At 61.7% G+C, this 18,385-nt stretch carries 14 protein-coding genes; 7 read left to right on the forward strand and 7 right to left on the reverse strand.

Annotated features, from left to right (window positions below; all coding sequences use genetic code 11):
* Positions 1 to 41 precede the first annotated feature (41 nt).
* The 3 genes from NKF26_RS14220 to NKF26_RS14230 all read right to left on the reverse strand — a co-directional run bounded on the left by NKF26_RS14220 (position 42) and on the right by NKF26_RS14230 (position 3,358).
* Positions 42 to 1,253 carry an Nramp family divalent metal transporter gene (locus NKF26_RS14220; RefSeq protein WP_253234480.1) on the reverse strand — a complete coding sequence of 404 codons (1,212 nt, stop codon included), beginning with the start codon at positions 1,251 to 1,253 and terminating at the stop codon, positions 42 to 44.
* Positions 1,254 to 1,406: 153 nt separating this feature from the next.
* Positions 1,407 to 2,285: a sugar phosphate isomerase/epimerase gene (locus NKF26_RS14225; protein ID WP_253234481.1), complete on the reverse strand. Its 879-nt coding sequence runs from the start codon at positions 2,283 to 2,285 to the stop codon at positions 1,407 to 1,409.
* Between the two features lie 5 nt (positions 2,286 to 2,290).
* Positions 2,291 to 3,358 (reverse strand): Gfo/Idh/MocA family protein, encoded by a 1,068-nt coding sequence (locus NKF26_RS14230; protein WP_253234482.1) that lies wholly within the window; start codon positions 3,356 to 3,358, stop codon positions 2,291 to 2,293.
* A 114-nt stretch (positions 3,359 to 3,472) separates the two neighbouring features.
* Here NKF26_RS14230 and NKF26_RS14235 point away from each other — a divergent pair, with 114 nt between their 5' ends.
* Positions 3,473 to 4,363 (forward strand): Gfo/Idh/MocA family protein, encoded by an 891-nt coding sequence (locus NKF26_RS14235; RefSeq protein ID WP_253225744.1) that lies wholly within the window; start codon positions 3,473 to 3,475, stop codon positions 4,361 to 4,363.
* Positions 4,364 to 4,407: 44 nt separating this feature from the next.
* Here NKF26_RS14235 and NKF26_RS14240 read toward each other — a convergent pair whose 3' ends face one another.
* The gene (locus NKF26_RS14240; protein WP_253234483.1) at positions 4,408 to 5,370 is read right to left on the reverse strand and encodes a Gfo/Idh/MocA family protein; all 963 of its coding nucleotides are present in this window, start codon (positions 5,368 to 5,370) and stop codon (positions 4,408 to 4,410) included.
* A 161-nt stretch (positions 5,371 to 5,531) separates the two neighbouring features.
* On the opposite strand from NKF26_RS14240, the gene NKF26_RS14245 reads away from it, so the two are divergent.
* On the forward strand, positions 5,532 to 6,677 hold the full coding sequence (locus tag NKF26_RS14245) for a GNAT family N-acetyltransferase (protein ID WP_253234484.1): 1,146 nt from the start codon (positions 5,532 to 5,534) through the stop codon (positions 6,675 to 6,677).
* A gap of 475 nt (positions 6,678 to 7,152) precedes the next feature.
* On the forward strand, positions 7,153 to 9,018 hold the full coding sequence (locus NKF26_RS14250; RefSeq protein ID WP_253225747.1) for an ABC transporter substrate-binding protein: 1,866 nt from the start codon (positions 7,153 to 7,155) through the stop codon (positions 9,016 to 9,018).
* Between the two features lie 73 nt (positions 9,019 to 9,091).
* On the opposite strand, the gene NKF26_RS14255 is transcribed toward NKF26_RS14250, so the two are convergent.
* Positions 9,092 to 9,334 (reverse strand): hypothetical protein, encoded by a 243-nt coding sequence (locus NKF26_RS14255; RefSeq protein ID WP_253225748.1) that lies wholly within the window; start codon positions 9,332 to 9,334, stop codon positions 9,092 to 9,094.
* Between the two features lie 259 nt (positions 9,335 to 9,593).
* Here NKF26_RS14255 and NKF26_RS14260 point away from each other — a divergent pair, with 259 nt between their 5' ends.
* The 4 genes from NKF26_RS14260 (at position 9,594) to NKF26_RS14275 (ending at position 14,319) form a co-directional block, all read left to right on the forward strand.
* Positions 9,594 to 11,783 carry an ABC transporter ATP-binding protein gene (locus tag NKF26_RS14260; protein ID WP_256487184.1) on the forward strand — a complete coding sequence of 730 codons (2,190 nt, stop codon included), beginning with the start codon at positions 9,594 to 9,596 and terminating at the stop codon, positions 11,781 to 11,783.
* A gap of 76 nt (positions 11,784 to 11,859) precedes the next feature.
* The gene (locus NKF26_RS14265) at positions 11,860 to 12,081 is read left to right on the forward strand and encodes a hypothetical protein (protein ID WP_066147055.1); all 222 of its coding nucleotides are present in this window, start codon (positions 11,860 to 11,862) and stop codon (positions 12,079 to 12,081) included.
* Between the two features lie 140 nt (positions 12,082 to 12,221).
* Positions 12,222 to 13,244, forward strand: coding sequence for an ABC transporter permease (locus NKF26_RS14270; protein WP_253225750.1), 1,023 nt, complete (start codon positions 12,222 to 12,224; stop codon positions 13,242 to 13,244).
* A complete protein-coding gene (locus NKF26_RS14275) occupies positions 13,231 to 14,319 on the forward strand; it encodes an ABC transporter permease (RefSeq protein WP_253225751.1) in 1,089 nt (362 codons plus the stop codon). Before NKF26_RS14270 ends, NKF26_RS14275 begins: the two co-directional genes overlap by 14 nt.
* Positions 14,320 to 14,355: 36 nt before the next feature.
* Here the strand turns inward: NKF26_RS14275 and NKF26_RS14280 are convergent, their stop codons facing one another.
* Both NKF26_RS14280 and NKF26_RS14285 read right to left on the reverse strand, forming a co-directional pair.
* On the reverse strand, positions 14,356 to 16,404 hold the full coding sequence (locus NKF26_RS14280) for a S9 family peptidase (protein WP_253234486.1): 2,049 nt from the start codon (positions 16,402 to 16,404) through the stop codon (positions 14,356 to 14,358).
* A gap of 45 nt (positions 16,405 to 16,449) precedes the next feature.
* Positions 16,450 to 18,345, reverse strand: a complete 1,896-nt coding sequence (locus NKF26_RS14285; RefSeq protein ID WP_253234487.1) for a BNR-4 repeat-containing protein — start codon at positions 18,343 to 18,345, stop codon at positions 16,450 to 16,452.
* Positions 18,346 to 18,385 lie beyond the last annotated feature (40 nt).

Raw genomic sequence — 18,385 nt, forward strand, 5'->3', positions numbered from 1 at the left:
AGAAGTTTCAGGCTTCACTCGGTGAGTTCGCACGAGAACCGCTACGAAACGATTTCGCGGAGGTAGTTGAGAACGATACCGACGATTACGAGATAGCCGAGGATACCGAGCACGTCGACCGTGCGCCCGTTCACGTGTTCTCCCATCACTGTCTCGTCGCGGGCGATGGAGAGGAGGAGGTACCCGAGCAGGGGGAACGCGGCGATTGCGAGCGCTTGGGCGGTTCGAAGCAGTTCGACGGGCGACTCTCCGGCGACGGCGACGACGGCCAATCCGATTCCCATCGCGGCCATCGTCCAGAGCTTGACCGACCGATTTTCCATCGAAGCGTCGTACCCGAACCCGTCCACCAACAGCGTCGCGCCGATGAGTGCGTTGACCACCAGCGACGAGAGGGCGGCGAAGAAGAACCCGACGAGGAAGAGGTAGAACGCCCCATCCCCGGCGACCGGCCGGAGTTGCGTCGCCATCCCCTGCGCCGAGACGGCGGAGTTCGGCGTTCCGTAGATGACGGCGGCGCTCGTGAGGAGAATGACCATCACGATGAGGCCGAGAATCGCGATACCGACGATGCTGTCGAACCCCTTCTCGCTCAACTCGTCCACCTCCCAGTCCTTTTCCGCCATCAGATGGGTCTGGTAGGCCGCCGCCGCGATGGAGAAGTTCGTCGCGGTGAGACCGAGTCCGAGAAAGACGCTCGACCGGTCCGGAAAGGTCGGAACCAGTCCGCCCACCGTCCGTCCGAAATCGACGCCGACGAGCGCGAGCGACCCGACGAACGCGACCAGCATGATGCCGACGACGACCGTCACGAGCGTCTCGACCTTTTCGTACAGGTCGGGGAGCCAGAGGAATCCCGCCGCCGCGACCGTAAAGACGGCCGCCCAGAGACGAGGTTCACCGCCGAAGAGCGCGGCCGACGCGAAGCCGATTCCCGCGTTGTTTCCCGCCTGAAACGCCACTATCGTGCAAAATCCGAGCACTCCAGCGAGTTGGGAGGTTCGCTTTCCGTACTTCGTCCGAGCCGCCTGAAATAGCGTATCCCCGGTGACGACGCCGATACGGGCGGCCATCCACGTATAGGTAATCATGAAGACGGTGGCGGCGACGGGTATCCACAGCAGTCGATAGCCGTACGTTCCGCCAGCGATCGTGCTCAGCGCGATGCTGCCGGGACCGACGACGACCGCCGCCAGAACGAGCGCCGGTCCGAGGGCCTTCAATCGCCGAGAGAGGGACGCGGTTCCTGTCATGGTCCCTCATCACACCCAACCGATTAATATTTTTTCCACGAATATCATCATCGAATCTCTCTCGTCGCTGTCGATATCTCGGCTCTATCCCGATGCCGATTCGGAACACGGCTTCGAACGCCACGGCATCCCTATCTGGCGGTAGTTCGCTGTCTATGTGGACTGGGCGTGTTCCCACGACCGCTCGATTTCGGCCCGTTCGTGCCGCGCGATGTCCGTCGCGCTCCTCGCGTCGTCCGGCGGGCGGTGACACTCCGCGGTGATGTAACCGTCGTAACCTCGCTCGGCGAGCGCCTCGAACAGGGGAGCGTGGTCGACGTCGCCCGTCCCGAGCAGTCGCGGTTCGAACGCCTCCACGCCGTGGCAGGTCTCCAACTCGAAGCGACCGGGTTGCTCCGGTCCCGAATCGGCGCAGCGGCGTTCATCCTTGACGTGGACGTGTCGCAGGTCGTCGCCGAGGCGCTCGACGGACTCGCGCCCGTACCCGACGTCGGAGATGTACATGTTCCCGGCGTCGTGGATGACGCCGACGTTCTCGCGGCCGATGGCGTCGAGCAGTCGCTCCGCGTCCGCCGCCGATTCGATGATCGTGTTCGAGTGGATTTCCATGAGGAGCGTCGCGTCGTAGTCGGCGGCCACGTCCGCCGCGCGTCGCATCCACTTCGCGCCGGTTCGGTACGCATCGTCGTCCGCGTCTCGGGACGGGGGACCGCCGGGACCGTGCCGTACTCGGGGACAGTCCAGGATTTCCCCCAGTTCCAGAAATCGAGTCAATCGGTCGAGCGCCGCCTCGCACTCCGCTTCGCTCTTCCCGACGTACTTTCCGGTGTAGGTCGCCAGACACGCCACTTCGAGGTCGTTGGCGTCGAGGCGGTCCGCGATATCGCGGGCGCGCTCATTGCTCGTTTCGACGCCGAAGTGTGGCTCCCGGCACATCACCTCGACTGCATCGTAGTCGAGGTTCGAGGCGACGTCGATAACCTCGTCCAGTCGCCGGTCGCCGAACATCTTCGTGAATACGGCTATTTTCATGTTTGTCACTCCTCCGCGGAACGCGGGGTGAGGGCTCCCGATTCGACCATCGATTGGAGCGGGTTGTCCTCGATCTCCAGCGGGAATTCGACGCGCGCGCGCCGCCGAACGGACTCCCAGCAACCGAAGATGATCTCGTTCGCCGTCAGCACGTCTTCGGCGTCGAGGACGGGCGTCGTTCCCCCGTCGAGGCTCGAAACGACGTCCGCTATCGCACCGAAGATAGGACGGGTATCGTTCTCGCAATCAACCGCCTCCGGCGTCGTCTCCCCGTCGCGGTGTACGCGCAGGTCGTGCTCGCCGGACGGCCACAGATCGAGAACGCCTTCCGTCCCGCGAACGCGGACGAGACTGTCGAAGGCGGCGGTGCCGTCGCCTGTCGAAAGCAGTGCGTGGACCCCGTTTTCGTACTCCCACATCGCCAGCGCTTGGTTTTCGTTGTGCGACCCGTACCGGACGTTCTCGACGCTGTAGTCGACCTGACAGAGCGCCCACTCCGGCCTTCGCCCGTCGTTCAGACCGTTACAGACGTCGATCAGGTGGCTTCCGAAGTCGAAGAGGTTCTTCCCGCCGATTTCGACCCGTTCGATGGTCCCGATTTCTCCCTCCGTTATACGGCGTCGCGCTTCGAGATACGTTTCGCTAAACCGTCGCTGGTGGTTGAACGTCAATTGAATGTCGTTGTCGGCACACGCCGACACCATGCGACGACAGTCGCCGAACGTGTCCGCCATCGGTTTTTCGCAGTGGATGGCACGGAGCGCGTCGCTCTCGGTGCAGTCGATGACGATGTCCGCGTGCGTCGGTACCGGCGTACAAACGCTCACGATGTCCGGTTCGACCGCACGGAGCATCTCCATGTAGTCCTCGTAAACGTCGTGACGGTCGATGCCGAACCGGTCGGCGAACGCCTCCGCGTGATCCCTGACGAGGTCCGCACACGCCACGAGCGAGCAATTTTCGAGCGCCGCGTACGCATCCGCGTGATGGTACGACATCGCCGCACTCGTTCCCCAATCCGGGGTATCCGGGTCCGGCCCGGTACCGATGAACGCTACCTTCTGCTGAGCCATTAGTATCGAGTTAGTTCTTCGCAGTCGTATTTCAACCTTCGTATAAAAATTAGGATAGTTTACTTTATCGACGGTGAGATTTATGTTGTTTTCACGTGAGATAAGAATACGGACATGCTAGATATCGGTATCATCGGGCTCGATACGAGCCACGCAGAGGCGTTTGCGCCGCTCATAGACGAGACAGAGGATATGACCGTCAGCGCCGTGTGGGACGATAATTCGGTCCGGGAACCATCGTACACGGAAACGTTCGCCTCGAAATACGACGCGCAATACTTTCACGAACCGGGGGAGATGGTATCACACGTCGACGCGGCGATGGTTCTCACGGTCGATTGGGGAACGCACCGCCCGCTCGCGACGCCGTTCCTCGAAGCGGGTGTTCCGACCTTGATCGACAAACCGCTCGCCGGGCGGTACGAAGACATCGAGGCGATCGCGGCGGCAACCGAGCACGCACCCTTGTTCGGCGGTTCCGCCGTCCCGTTTCATCCCGAAATCACGTCGCTCATACGGGAAGAGACGGGGCGTTCCCTCTTCGGTGCGGGCTACAACGACTACTTCTACTATCGGGTTCACATGGTGGATGCGGTCCGGATGCTCGCCGACGCGGACTGGACCGAGGTTCGGGTGGTCGATTCCCCGGGGACGAGGACGGAAATTCGGTTTTCGAACGGAACTCACGGAACGATTCGGTTCGACGGCACGCCGACGAACGCGAGTTTCGGGTTGTTGGACGTCGGCACCGAAACGCGGGCCGTGCGGATCGAAGGGAACGAAACGTCCTTCGCCGAGATGTACGCGCCGTTCCTCGCCGCGTTCGAATCGGTCGCCCGCGGCGACCGGGACGACACCCGCCGACTTCTCGATTCTGCCACGTTGCTGTTGGGCATCGAGGCGGCCATCGAGAGCGGTCGAACAGTCACCCCCGACAGTGACCTCCTTCGGGAGGTGTATCGGGACGGTGATTCCTTCCTCGCGGAATACGAACCCTACTACTGATCGCTGGCTTCGCCGAGACGGTAACGGAGGGTCGTCATTTCCGGCTACGAATCCGGCCCGTCGAGAACGACGGGGGCACCCGTTTCGAGGGATTCGTTCGCCGCGAGCGTCAATTCGAGCGTTTTCACCCCGTCCGCGTAATCGGTTCGAACGTCGCTCGCATCCCGCCGTTCGACCGCGTTTACGAAGGACTCGACTTCCGTTTCGACGGCGCGGCCGCACCCTTCGAATCGGATTTCCTCACCGTCCACGCTCCCCGTCAGCGTCTCCGCGGTGTAATCGAGGGTCAACTCGAAGCCGTCGCCGACCAGCGTTACCTGCGTGCCGACGGGCGTGATGCAGTTCGTCGAAACGTGGCTGACGATACCGTTCGCGTGCTCCATACTCGACGTGTTCACGTCCTCGAAATCGATTTCGTCCCGAACGCGTCGGTTGCCGTACGTGGTTATCGAGTTCACTTCCCCGCCGAAGTAGCGGAGCACGTCGAAGACGTGCGTCGCGAGTTGGACGTTTCCGCCGCCGGACTTCTCCTTCTCCCGCCCCCACGGACGGCCCGGAATTCCGCCCCAATACCGACCGTCCATCAGTCCTATCGTCCGGTTCTCGACGAGTTCGCGTGCGCGTTCCGTGATGTCGGCGTATCTGAAGAGATATCCCGTCTGGGAGATGACGTCGTTCTCCTCGATGGCGGACCGTATCTCGTGGGCTTTCTCCGCCGTCCGCGCCACGGGCTTTTCCACGAACAGGTCGATGCCCTGCCGCGCGGCGAGAGTGGCCTGATTCGTGTGGGCGAACGACGGAATCGCCAACAACAGCGCGTCGAGTTCGTGTTCCGCGAGCATCGTTTCGTGGTCCGTGTAAACCGCCGCGTTTCTGGGTTCCGCCGCTTTCCGTGCGTTTCCTTCGTCGACGTCACAGACCGCGACGAGCGTGCAGTCGTCCATACCGTCCACGGCGTCGAGGAGGCGCGATGCCATCACTCCGGCACCGGTACAAGCGATGTCCATTGGTATCAGTTCTCGCAGCGGTGTCAATTAAAATTATCGCCGTACGTCGTCGATGTTCGACGGACGATACGGTAGGACGCGGTCCGGGCCGTTCGGGGGCCATCCCTGAGGATTGTTACCAACACTTTTGTACTGAAACCGCCTTTATCGGCGTGGAATCCATGAGTGACAGTGACGGCCCTCGACTCGCCACGGCGGACGAGTTTCCCGAGATGATGGAACTGCTGGATCGCTATTTCAGTTACGAACGCGGCGGGATGGCCGCGCGATTACCATACTGCTACGACCCCTCCCGAATGGAAAATCACGCGATCATCCGAGAGGACGGACGGATCGTCAGTCACGTGGGTGCGTTCCCGCAAACGTTCGTCATCGGCGGCGAGGAAGTCGAATGCTGGGGGTTCGGCGGGGTCGCGACCCACAAGCAGTACCGGGGTAGCGGCTACATGAGCGAACTGATCGATTTCTGGTTCGACCGGATGGAAGCCCGAAACGTACCGCTCGCCGAGTTGAGCGGGAACAGACAGCGGTACAACCACTTCGGGTGGGAGGCGGCCGGTCGGGAGTTCCGGTACGAGATTCACGGTCGTTCGTTCTCCGGGACCGATTCCGACCACGAACGGGTCGTCCCCTACGACGGAAGCGACGAACGACTCGACCTGCTTCGGACGCTCCACGGGGAAGAGCCGTATCGAGTGAAACGGGACGAGGAACGGAGTCGCACCGTATTCGGTCAACGGGGGCTCGAAACGTTGCTGTACGAACGCGGCGACGAGGCCGCGTACGTGAGCCTCTCCCGCGAGAGTCGCGCCCGAATCATCGCCGAGTTCGGCGGTTCGGCGCGCGGGATAGAAGCCGTGTTGACTCACCTCTTCGAATCGTACGACATCGACACCCTCACCGCGATCGTTCCCCCGCGACACCCGCTCAATACGACGTTTCGCCGTCACAGCAGGACGTGGAGTCTACGGAACCACCGGAACCTCAAGGTTCTCGATCCGGCGACGATGCTCGACCGCTTCAGCGATCAGATACGACGTCGTTGGCGGTCCACCGCGGAAACCGGCGACGGGTCGCTCACGCTCGGGGTCCGGGGAGCGGACGACGCGGTTCGGATATCGTACACCCCGGAAACCGTCGATGTGGCTTCGACCGACGACGAACCGGAACTGGAACTGGACGAGAACGATTTGGTCGCACTCCTCTTCGGATTTCACGACCGAAAGCGAGAACTCAAGGAACGCCATCCGATTCTGGCGGCGGTGTTGCCCCTCGACTTCTTCGTCTGGAAGACGGAACACGTCTGACGGAGACGCGTTCGGGGGTGCAGACCCGCCTCGAACACGCGGGATCAGACGCGCCCGAGCGAACCGTCGAGGGACCGTTCGAATTTGGATAGGCGCGAATAGCGTCAGCAGGGGCACAGGAGATCACGACGTTGGTGGGAGGTGACAGCTAGGGCGAACGACGTGAACGATGTATCCTGTATTCCGCCATTTACCGAAGGTCATCTTAAAACTATGGATACTAGTTTGGGGCGCATGCGATTCGACCGGTACCGGATTCGATTCGAACGAATCGACGGCCACTCGTCGCTTCATCGTCGAATCACCGAGGCGTTCGCGTCCTCGTCGTCCGTCAACCGACACCGTTTCCGCAGGTCACGTTCCGATAGTATTGAAAATTCTCGATGAACAGACGTTATTTTATATATTTAATTATATATCAAAATGTCCCTGCGTAGCAAATTATATAAGACATTGTGTGTAACGATTTATTGTAATGGCAAAGACTAGCAAGCGAGACAGCTCCCCGAGCGTCGCCGAAAGCCTCTCGCGGCGACGGCTGTTGACCGCCAGTTCGGCGGCTGTCGCCACCGGACTGGCCGGCTGTATGGGAGGAAAGAAAAAGAAGAAGCAGGGTTCGCTCAAGGAGGACACGATCAACACGTGGATCGAACGGCTGCCGACCCGGATGACGTGGAACCCGTGGGCGACGAACTACCCGTGGACGACGAGTTGGCTCGTCTGTGCGAGGGTCGTTCGGTTCTTCGCCGACGGAAGCGTGAAGACGACGATGCTCGACGATTGGTCGTACGACGCCGACAAACAGGTGACCACCATCAAGTTCCAGAAGGACTGGTACTGGTGGAACGGGAAGAAAGTGAAGGCGGCCGACAAATACTACTTCGAGGAGTTGGCCCGCCTCATGGACCCGGAAGGGAGCGACCTGAAGAAGTTGGAGATGCCCGACGACTACACCCTCAAGCGATACCACAAGGAACCCCAGAACCCGCAACTCCTGAAATACAGCCTCGGCGGCTACCTCGGCGCAAACGTCCGGGGATATCGTGAAACGTACAAACCGTGGGTCGAGAAGTTCCAGGACGTCTCGAAGCAGTCCGAACGCGAGAGTCTCAAGGAGAAACTCGGGAAGGAAGTCAAAATACCGACGAAGGACCTCATCGACAAGGGACTCGGGACCGGCGCGTTCAAGCTAACGAAAGCGGACAACCAGAAGATGGTGTTCGAGAAGTTCGACAAACACCCGTACGCCGACGAAATCGACATCCCGAAACTGCAACTCAACGTCGCCAAGGAGGAGACGCTCGCCAATCAGATCAAAAACGACAAGCTCGACCTCGGGTTCGGCCTGCGTTCGGAATGGATCGACGAAGGGGTCGGACCGGAGTACATCAAGAACGTCAACACGTACCGGGACACGTACATGACGAAGATCAACTTCGGGTTGATCGGAAAGGCGGCGAAACACCTACGAAAGCGGCAGGTCCGTCAGGCCGTCGCGTGTGCCATCGATACGAACAAACTCATGTCGAACATCGGCGGGAAGAACTACACGCTATCCACGCAGAGCGGACTGCCGCCCGCCGTCGGGAAGAAATGGGTCGGCGAGGACCAACTGAACGAGTACATCGACTATCCGACGAAAAGCGACACCGACCGCGTGGCGAAACTGATGCGCGACGCCGGATACAAGAAGAAGGGCGGCACGTGGACGGATTCGAGCGGAAAGAAGGTCACGTTCGAACTGGCCGTCGAGACGCGGTTCGCCCCGCACGGAAAGACGTTGAAGGACCAACTGAAGCAGGCCGGATTCAACGTCAACTTCATGACCCTCTCGGCGAACAACTTCTCCTCGAAATATTCGGACACCCCGACGTTCGACATGACTATCGACGAACACGGCGCGCTGACGGCACATCCCTACTACTACTTCCGCAGCGACCATCAGTTCGGCAACGAACTCGGCGAACCCGGCGCGGTCAAACGCTGGCTCCAACAGGGAAAGAGCCGGTCCCAGTTCGACGGACGGGAACTGAAGCCGGAGATTCCGAAGAAAGTGGGTGCGGAGGACCTCTCCGGCGCTACCGAGAGACTCAACCTGTTCGAACTGACCCAGAAGTGGAAGAGCGCACAGACGAAACAGGAAAACCGCCGCCTCGCTCGGAAGTATTCGTGGTACTGGAACTTCCACCTGCCGCAGATCGACCTCTATCAGAGCGCCAGCGGTAGTTGGGGGGACACGGAGAACTTCACGTTCCAGAACACCGATTCGAACGATTGGAAGTCGTATCGGGCCTGCTACACCAACCTCAAGCGTGGCAACATCAAAGCGAAGAAGAACTGATCGGACGATGCTCGTCCGATCACGACGCGGGTTTCACCCGGAAGAACTAGCTACCGAGGTGGTCGGTGGGTCGTCACTGAACGTACGAGAGAACGAGATACCCGACCCCGCCAGCCAGTAGCGCCGAGAAGCCCCAGACGCCGAACATTCCCGCGAGAATGCCCTTACCGAGGACGTATTGGAGTACGAGACCCGTGAAGATACAGGCGACACCGACCGCCATCACGAAGAACAGGAACGACCCTCGAAGCGTTTTGAGCAGCGTTACGACCGACGGCGGGACGTGTCGAGTGACTGGTTGCGTGGACGACGCCATAGAGTATGCGAACGATTCACTATCCATCTATATAAATATTGACCGCGCTCCTGCAGAAGGCGTCTCCGTCCGGTCGAGCGATAGCCCGCTCCCGACGAGAACCGTTTTCCGTCCGGAGCGGCGGTCGATACGGTCCGATAGGGACAAAGATTATTAGCGTTTGTTCGGATTAGTTACTCGTGAAGTCGGACGGGGTCGTGCCGGAACCCGAAGCGGCGTGTGCGGACGAAACGACACGGCAACGAACACAAGTGAAACGATGACAGTAAGTGAATCCGAAATCAGCCGGAAACGATCGACGGATAACGACGTGATCCTGGAGCTTCGTAACGTCGAGGTCACGTTCGATATGGACCGCGGGACGTCGCGGGTGCTCGACGGGGTCGATATGGAGATTTACCGCGACGAGATCCTCGGCGTCATCGGGGAGAGCGGGAGCGGGAAATCGATGTTCGCCTCGGCGCTCCTCCACGCGGTCGTCGAACCGGGGCGGACGAGCGGGGAAATCATCTATCACCCGGAGGACGGGGACCCCGTCGACGTTCTCTCGTTGACCGAAAGCGAACTGGAATCGTTCCGCTGGGAGGAGATATCGATGGTGTTCCAGGGTGCGATGAGTTCGTTCAATCCGACGATGAAGATCGGCGAGCACTTCGAGGAGACCATCAAAGCGCACAACGCAGATCACGACGAGCGGATGGCACACGCCAGACGCATCCTCGACGACCTCTATCTCGACTCCGAGCGGGTGCTCGATTCGTATCCACACGAATTGAGCGGCGGGATGCAACAGCGGGTGCTCATCGCGCTGTCGCTCGTGCTCGAACCGGAGGTACTCGTCATGGACGAACCCACGGCGGCGCTGGACCTGTTGATGCAACGCTCCATCATTCGGCTCCTCGCGAAACTACAGGAGCGGTACGATCTGACCATCGTTTTCATCACCCACGACCTTCCACTCGTCGCCGGACTCTCGGACCGGTTGGCGGTGATGTACGCCTTCGAATTCGTCGAGTACGCCCCGAGCGAGGAACTCCTCCGACACGCGAGCCATCCGTATACGCGAGCACTGCTGAAATCCGTCCCGAGCGTCGATGCACCCTTGGAGGAACTACACGCTATCGAGGGTGAAAGCCCGGACCCGGTCAACGTCCCGAAGGGGTGCTCGTACGCTCCCCGCTGTCCGCTCGCCGACGATCAGTGTACGACGGCGGAGCCGGGATACCACACCGTCGATGGTCCCGACGATGGGCATCGAGCGGCGTGTTTCCACTGGGAGGAGGCCGAGGATGCCGTGTCCTACTCGTTACAACAGGAGGTGGAATCTCAGCCCCAACGAGGGACGACTCGGTTCGGCGGAACGACGTCCGAGACGATCGTCTCGCTGGAGGACGTCAGCGTCACGTTCGACGAGTCGGGACTGCTGGACCGCCTGTTCTCGGACGAAACGGCGGTCGTCCAGGCCGTCAACGACGTGTCGCTCGACATCGAGGAGAACGAGGTGGTCGCCCTCGTCGGCGAGAGCGGTTGCGGGAAGACGACGCTCGGCAAGACGAGCATCGGTCTCCAGCGGCCGACCGAGGGAAGCGTCACCTACCGCGGACAGGACATCTGGGACGCGAAGGAAGGGCGCGGGGACATCGACGTTCCCCACGACGAGATACGGCGCTCGCTGCAAATCATCCATCAGGACCCCGGTAGTTCGTTGAACCCGACGAGAACGGTTCTGACGAGCCTCGCAGCGCCGCTGAAGAAGTGGAAGCCGGAGATGAACGCCAACGAGCGCGAGGCGTACGTCTACAACCTGCTCGAACGGGTCGGGATGAAACCGGCGTCGGACTACGCGATGCGATTCCCCCACCAACTCAGCGGCGGCGAAAAGCAACGCGTCGCCCTGTTGCGTGCGCTGTTGATGAGTCCGGACCTCATTCTGGCCGACGAGGCGGTGAGCGCCCTCGACGTGTCGCTGCGCGTCGAGATGATGGACCTCATGCTCGAACTGCAGGACCTCTTCGACACGTCGTTCCTGTTCATCTCCCACGACTTCTCCAACGCGCGATACCTCGCAGAGAAATCGGGCGGACGCATCGGCATCATGTATCTCGGCGAACTCGTGGAAATCGGACCCGCCGAGGAGGTGCTCCGAAACCCGTCCCACCCGTACACCAAGGTGCTCAAATGGGCGACCCCCGCGATGGACCCCGACATCGCTGCGGCGGAGAGCCAGGAGGAACCGCCGATTCGAAAGATCGACGTTCCCGACCCGTTGAACCCGCCGAGCGGGTGCCGGTTCCACACCCGCTGTCCGAAGGCGCGGGAGGCATGTAAACGCGCCTCGCCGGAACTCCGGCAGTCGGATCACAACTCCCGTACGGCCTGTTTCAGGGAGGATAAAACGCACGAGTACTGGAACAGCGAACCGCTCGAAGGGGCCGAGGAAGCGGAGTAGTCGTCCTCGTCGACCGCACCGATTTCCCGTCGTTCCTGACCAACACTTATAGTGTGTGTTGTTGTATTATCGGTGAATGAGCGAACGATTTTCGAAGAGTCTGCTCGACCACATCTGCGATTACGAGGACCAACTGAAGACGATTTTCTACCTCAGCGCCGCCGTGTTGGTCCTTTCGGTCCTTTCGCTCTTCGGACTCGAACCGGGAACGGCCACGTACGTCGTGACGGTCCTCAATATCGTCGGTCTCTCCACGCTGACGCTCGTCACCGGTTTTTTCGTCGTCAAGTGTGGCTGATGACGAACGCCACGTTATGGTCGTTCGACCGTCTCGAATCACGACTCGAAATCCACCCCGGACCGGGATTCGCCGTTCGACTCACGTCCTCGTTCAGCATAAGTTATAATAGATCTTGAGTCATACTAACACACACCGAAATGGGATACTATTTGAGACGGACAGCACAGGCAGTTCTGACTTTAGTCGTCGCGGTAACGCTCGCGTTCGTTCTCTTCCGACTCATGCCGGGAGGACCGATAGAGGCCATGAGAAACCGGATGATACAGCAGGCAGCAGCGAGCGGTGCCGGTATCAACACCGAACGTATCGACGACATGGTCCAGTTGTACACCGGTATCGAACCGAATCAGCCGATATACATCCAGTACATAAACTATCTCCGCGACATCATCCTGTATCAGGACTTCGGCGAATCCATCCGATACAGTCGTCCGGTGTTCGACATCCTCTTCGAGGCGATGCCGTGGTCGGTGTTCATCAGCGTCTACGGCCTCGCGCTGGGATACACGGCGAACATCCTGCTCGGTGCCGTGATGGCGTACAAGGAGGGAACGCGCTTCGACCAATCGTCGACGGTCGGGGCCATCCTCCTCAATTCGATTCCGTACTACGTCGGTGCCATCGTGCTGCTGGCTATCTTCGCCTACAACCTCGAATGGTTTCCGACGGGTGGGCGGTACAACACCGACCTCATCGCGGGGTTCAACGTCGCGTTCATGGTGAGTATCCTTCGGCACGCGGCGTTACCGATCCTTTCGAGTTTCATCATCGGGTTCGGCGGTCGGGCGCTCGCGATGCGCGGCAACAGTATCCGCATCCTCGGCGAGGACTACCTCCGGGTCGCCCGACTTCGGGGGATCAGTTCGACGCGCATCGCGACGCGATACGTCGCGCGGAACGCGATTCTCCCGATGTACACCCAACTCATGATCGGTATCTCGGCCGTGTTCAGCAGCAGCGTCATTTTGGAGTACATCTTCACGTATCCCGGGGTCGGGTGGTACACGTACGGTGCGCTGAAAGCGCGGGACTACCCGTTGTTGATGGGATCGTTCATCTTCTTCACGACCGTCACCATCATCGGTATCCTCGTCGCGGACGTCACGTACGGAATCGTCGACCCGCGCGCCAGTACAGGAGACAAAAATGAAGCGTTCTAACGAAAAGACGGCGACCGACGGCGGCCACCCGAGCGACGAGGAACTGTTCGGTATGATGGACGGCGACATCGGGTCCCAACCGATTTCCCGAAACGACCGCATCCGTCGAGTCCTCGACGCGTACGTATTCGCGCCGGGTCGCGTCGCGTGGCACGATTGGCGGGCGCGTATCGGGACGACGATAATCCTCGTCTTCCTGTTGGTTGGCACGGTCGGCGTCAAACTCGTCGACAAGCCGATGGCGAACGATGCGCCGAACTACCTCCCTCCCATGTCCCACTTCGATCCCAACGAGGGACCGACCGTCATTCCCGGTCTCCACGTGAGCGCCGCGGATTTTGCCGATCCCTTGGGAACCGGTAAGTTCGGCGAACCCATCGGCAAACAACTCGTTCACGCGACACCGGCGATGATCAAGATGATCTTCGCCGGGGCCATCGTCTCCATCGCCCTCGCGACGATCATCGGCGTCACGGCGGGGTATAAGGGCGGGAAGGTCGACGCGGTCCTGATGTTCGTCACGGACATCGTGTTGACCATTCCGGGCTTGCCGCTCATCATCGTCATCGCGGCCGTCTATCCGCCGAAGAATCCGTATCTCGTGGGGATACTCCTCGCTATCGACAACTGGCCCGGACTCGCGCGGGCGCTCCGCTCGCAGGTGCTCACCATCCGCGAGGAGTCCTACGTCGAGGCGTCCCGAACGATGGGTCTCTCCTCCGGTACCATTCTCGGGAAGGACATCGTTCCGCAACTCATGCCGTACGTCATGATCAACTCGGCGTCGGCGGCACGACGCGTCGTCTTCGAGTCCGTCGCGCTCTACTTCCTCGGCATCCTCCCGTTCACCACGTTCAATTGGGGCGTCGTGATGAACCTCGCGTACAAGGAGGGACACGCGCTGGTGAACCTGAATCACTTCTACTGGCTCTTCTGGCCCATGCTCGTCATCATCATCCTGTCGTTCGGTCTTATCATGTTCACGCAGGGGATGGACCGCGTGTTCAACCCCCGCATCCGCGCCCGACACGCCAAAACCGTCGGCGGCGACTCGGACGACCCGCAACACGACTGAGCGGCAGTCCGACCACGAATTTTTGGAAGTTCAGAATCAGCGATACCGAGACGGCTCCGCACCCGTCCAGCGGATTTCCCGGTCGTGCAACGCCGGGAGGAGTTGAGGGATATCGACCGTCCCGACGACGCCGTGGGCGGTCAACCCGTGGTCGATGGTCGTGTCGGGGGAGGTGGCCATCTCGTGGAACGACGGCACGGGATTCACGAGCGAAACCGTCCGGATGGACGGTGTGGCGACGGCGGTCAGTAACGCGTGAAGTGCCATCGAACCGTGTCCTTCGACGGCGACGTCGACCCCGTCACCGAGGCGGTCGCGGAGGTACTCACATCCCCGCGTGACGTCGAACACCTGCATCGCCAGGAGCGAGGTTCCCAGCATCGTCGCGTCGGCGGCCAACTTGTTCTTCGTCCCGTGGTAGTCGTCGTAGTCCCCGCCGTTCATCAGCGGCGTGTTCACGTTACGTGCGCGCACCGCGCCGACGCCTCGCGGGTCGAACGCGAGCACGAAGCCGTGTTCGGCGACGAGGTCGCGGATATCCGGCGTGCGGTTCTCGACGTCGTCGGTGCCGCGTTCGTACAGGAGGAGCAGAGGATCGCCGCTCGCTTCGAGGCCGTCGTCCGCCCGAGCGACGATTCCCGTCACGACCACCGTCGGGTCGCGTTCGGTCGGGAAGAACACCTTCTCCCACGTGATGCCGTCCATCCGTTCCGTCTCGTAGCGGCGAGGGTGGAGGGCCGGTCTCCGGCGGTCGAGGTCGAACCGCTGTCGGACTCGTTCGCGCATCTCCTTCGCGTATCGGTCGGCGTCCGAAACCTCGGGACGGGTCGCCGCGTCGGGCGCGTTCGCGGCGATGTACGCACGGTTCAGCGCGGTGACCGTCGTCTCGTCCGAAAATGTGGCTCTGACCTCTCCCGCCGCCGTACAGTGGAGTTCTTCCGGATCGATCGGTTCGGGGGAGTCGGTTCGGAAGTCAACCGGTTCGTCCCGGAGATGCTCCCTGAACCAGTTGACCGTCGCCTCGCGCAGCGTCGGACTGAAGCCGTGCGTATCGTCCGCGACTACGATGTCGATGGCGTCCTCGCGGTCGTACTGCTCGTACACGGACCGCGCGCGTTCGTAGGACCGCCGCGTTCCCTCGATGGGCAGGAAGTCGGACCGTGCGGCCCCCACGAGTACCGGCTTGGGTGCGAACGCCGAGAGGAAGTCGTCGTAGCGCGGTCCGCGGTCGATGGCTCGGTGGATGATCTGCTCCCCGTCCTGTCCCTGTCCCGTGTCCATGTACGCTCGCTTCGAGGTGATGAAACAGCACGGGACCGCCGCATCGATGCGGTCCTCGACCAACGCGAGGTAGGCCGTCTGTAGCCCCCCGCCCGAGTTCCCCGTCACGCCGATCCGATCCGAATCCACGTCCGATCTGCGTTCGAGGTAGTCGAGCGCGCGAATTCCATCCCAGACCATGTATCGGGCGACGTTCGCCCCGGCGAACGTACACTGCTGGTTGAGAAACGTGTGTTCAGTGGTGTTCCGTCGCGGGAGTTCCCCGGTCTCCGGGTCGTAGAACTGGTGGCGTTCCCCCTGTCCGAGAGGGTCGATGGCGAGCACGACGAACCCGTTGCGAACGAGATCGATGCAGACCTGCTGATAGACGGCCGCTCCCTTTCCGAGGTCGGAGTGGCCACAGCAAAAGAGGACACCGGGGAACGGTCGATTCTCGTCTTCCTTCTCGCCGCTACTCTCGTCCGTTCCTTCGTCTCTGGCTTCGCGCGGGACGTAGACGTTCGCGGTCACGTGGAAATCCGGGAGGCTCTCGAAGACGACGTTCTCCACGTCGTAGCCGTCCCGTCTCAGTCTCCCCGTCCGTTCGGCCCGCAACTCGCACCGTTCGTCGGGGAGTCCGCCGATGGCGTCGAGGAAGTACGCGCGTTTCCGGTCGGCGTCCGCCATCGCCGCCTGCCGACCGTCGATTTCCCGCCGCTCGGTTCGCGCCCGTTCGAACCCTTCTTCGGCGACGGCCCGGAGATACCGAGGAAGCTGATTCTCGACGTCGTAGAACCCGTCTATGTTTCGTTGAAAGCACTTCATCGATTGTCACAACGGACGGTACGGCTCGGCATAATTCTAGCGGAGCTACCTCCCCAACCCCGTCTCCCGCACCAGTTCCGCGAGTCGCCTGCTCTCCGCTACGGACGGACACCGGTCGTACAGTCGAACTTCCTCGACACGCCCCCGGAATCCGCTCCCCATGAGGTACGCGTCCCGCAGGAGCGTCCAGTCCGCCGGTTCGGTGCCGAATTCGAGCGGACCCTCGAACGGTCGCGTATCGACCGTCTCGCCGTCGATGAGCAACCGCATCTCCGCCCCGTCCCACTTCCCTTCGACGAAGCGCCGGACACCCCCGTCGTCCCACTCCCAGCACGCGGTCCGCTCGTCGTCTCCGCCATCCGACAGCGCGAACTCGATACTGCCCTCCGTTTCCCGCGAAAACCCGAGCCGAATCGCGCCGCCAAAATTCGCGACGACCCCTTCGTCCGCCGGGTCGGACGGGGACACCAGCGCTGAAACGGACACCCCGTCGCGGAAGACGTGATTTCGGAACCGATGCGGGCCGAGCGAGACGCCTCGCGTTCCGTCGCCGACGAGGGCGCTCCCTTCGATCCCGCCGTTCTCATCGTCCATCTCGTCGGTCCCGTCGCCCGGAAGGCCGCGAAGGACCGTCCCCGAGGAGTGCATGTTCCGGTACGTTCCGGCGAGCCAGAGGACTGGGACCTCGGCCGCCGCGTTCGACGGAACGACGGGACGGAGGACGGTTCCGGCGGATCGAGTGGCGACGTCCCGCGCCGCCCACGTTCGTCCGCCGGTGTCCGTCTCCAACCGTTTCAGTCCGCGGTAGCCGTCCCGGTGGAAACAGGCGTAGACGACGTCCGGGTCCGACGGGTCCATCGCGATACCGGCCGAGTAGTGCAGTTCGACGCCGTCCTCCTCGATGTACCGCCCCGCAGTGGTGATGCGGTGGTCGAGCCAACTGTCACCGTCCCATCGCGCGTAGCGATACTCGTGATCGAGCGTCGAGGGGAACGTGGCGTAGACGACGGCCGGATTTCCGTCGGCATCGACCCCGCAATCCCACACCCAGGCGTACTCGTTGTTCTCGTTCGCGGAGTCGTACACGACCTCCAAATCGGAACGCGTCAACGGCAGTTCCGCCTCACACGCTATCCGACTGCCGTCGGCGCGGTAGAACGCGCCGTCGCGGTAAGCACAGTGCAGCACGTGCCACTTCGGGGCGTCGCCGCCGCGCTCGGCGTCCGTGAGGAAGAAGTGAACCGTCCCGTCGTCGCCCTGCGCGTGGACGAAGTACATCGAATAGTGGCCGTCCGGCGCGGCGACCATCTCGTGCTGGTCCGTCCACGTCGAACCACCGTCGAGCGACCGCCGATAGTAGACGTTGCCGTCGCCGATGTAGCCGTACTCGTCGTCGGTGGCGTCCGCGGTTACCTCCCGATCCCGATAGAAGAGGTACAGCGTTGATCGGCCGTTCTCCGGTACCAGCACCGGGTTCGGGTACGTGACGACGTGCTGTGAGATGGTTCGACGCCGACCGAATTCGGACGCCGACTCCGGTTCCTCGGATATCGCGTAGAAAATCGTCTCCCCGTTGTGACCGGTCCAGAACACGAGCAGATGGCCGTCCTCTCGAACGACGAGCGACGGGTTGGTGTGGTCGTCCGCCGAGAACGACGCGTGGAGCGTCGTCCCTTCCCACTCGTTCGCCCGGTGGTCGTACGCGCCGACCCGAATGTCCGTCCCGGTCGGCCCGCCGAGATAGCCGACGTACGTTCGATCCTCGTTCCCGACGTAGCGCACCGCTCGCGGGTTCGTAAACCAGATCCAGCGGGCGTCGAAGCCGACGATACCGTGGTTCGATTCGGGCGAGTAATCCCGAAGGAAGCCGTCGGGGGAGCACGTTCCGGGCCAGTAGCCGAACAATCCGATTCGGAGCGTATCCCCTGCTGGGGGCGTCATACGCGTTATTCCAGCGCCGAGCCCTTTGAATCTTCCTCCC

The organism is Haladaptatus sp. AB618, from assembly GCF_024136965.1.
In the GTDB taxonomy this organism is placed as follows: Archaea; Halobacteriota; Halobacteria; order Halobacteriales; family Haladaptataceae; genus Haladaptatus.

Coding starts and splice junctions, on each gene's coding strand:
- NKF26_RS14220 (WP_253234480.1), bottom strand. CDS start 1,253: ATGACAGGAACCGCGTCCCTCTCTCGGCGATTGAAGGCCCTCGGACCG.
- NKF26_RS14225 (WP_253234481.1), bottom strand. CDS start 2,285: ATGAAAATAGCCGTATTCACGAAGATGTTCGGCGACCGGCGACTGGAC.
- NKF26_RS14230 (WP_253234482.1), bottom strand. CDS start 3,358: ATGGCTCAGCAGAAGGTAGCGTTCATCGGTACCGGGCCGGACCCGGAT.
- NKF26_RS14235 (WP_253225744.1), top strand. CDS start 3,473: ATGCTAGATATCGGTATCATCGGGCTCGATACGAGCCACGCAGAGGCG.
- NKF26_RS14240 (WP_253234483.1), bottom strand. CDS start 5,370: ATGGACATCGCTTGTACCGGTGCCGGAGTGATGGCATCGCGCCTCCTC.
- NKF26_RS14245 (WP_253234484.1), top strand. CDS start 5,532: ATGAGTGACAGTGACGGCCCTCGACTCGCCACGGCGGACGAGTTTCCC.
- NKF26_RS14250 (WP_253225747.1), top strand. CDS start 7,153: ATGGCAAAGACTAGCAAGCGAGACAGCTCCCCGAGCGTCGCCGAAAGC.
- NKF26_RS14255 (WP_253225748.1), bottom strand. CDS start 9,334: ATGGCGTCGTCCACGCAACCAGTCACTCGACACGTCCCGCCGTCGGTC.
- NKF26_RS14260 (WP_256487184.1), top strand. CDS start 9,594: ATGACAGTAAGTGAATCCGAAATCAGCCGGAAACGATCGACGGATAAC.
- NKF26_RS14265 (WP_066147055.1), top strand. CDS start 11,860: ATGAGCGAACGATTTTCGAAGAGTCTGCTCGACCACATCTGCGATTAC.
- NKF26_RS14270 (WP_253225750.1), top strand. CDS start 12,222: ATGGGATACTATTTGAGACGGACAGCACAGGCAGTTCTGACTTTAGTC.
- NKF26_RS14275 (WP_253225751.1), top strand. CDS start 13,231: ATGAAGCGTTCTAACGAAAAGACGGCGACCGACGGCGGCCACCCGAGC.
- NKF26_RS14280 (WP_253234486.1), bottom strand. CDS start 16,404: ATGAAGTGCTTTCAACGAAACATAGACGGGTTCTACGACGTCGAGAAT.
- NKF26_RS14285 (WP_253234487.1), bottom strand. CDS start 18,345: ATGACGCCCCCAGCAGGGGATACGCTCCGAATCGGATTGTTCGGCTAC.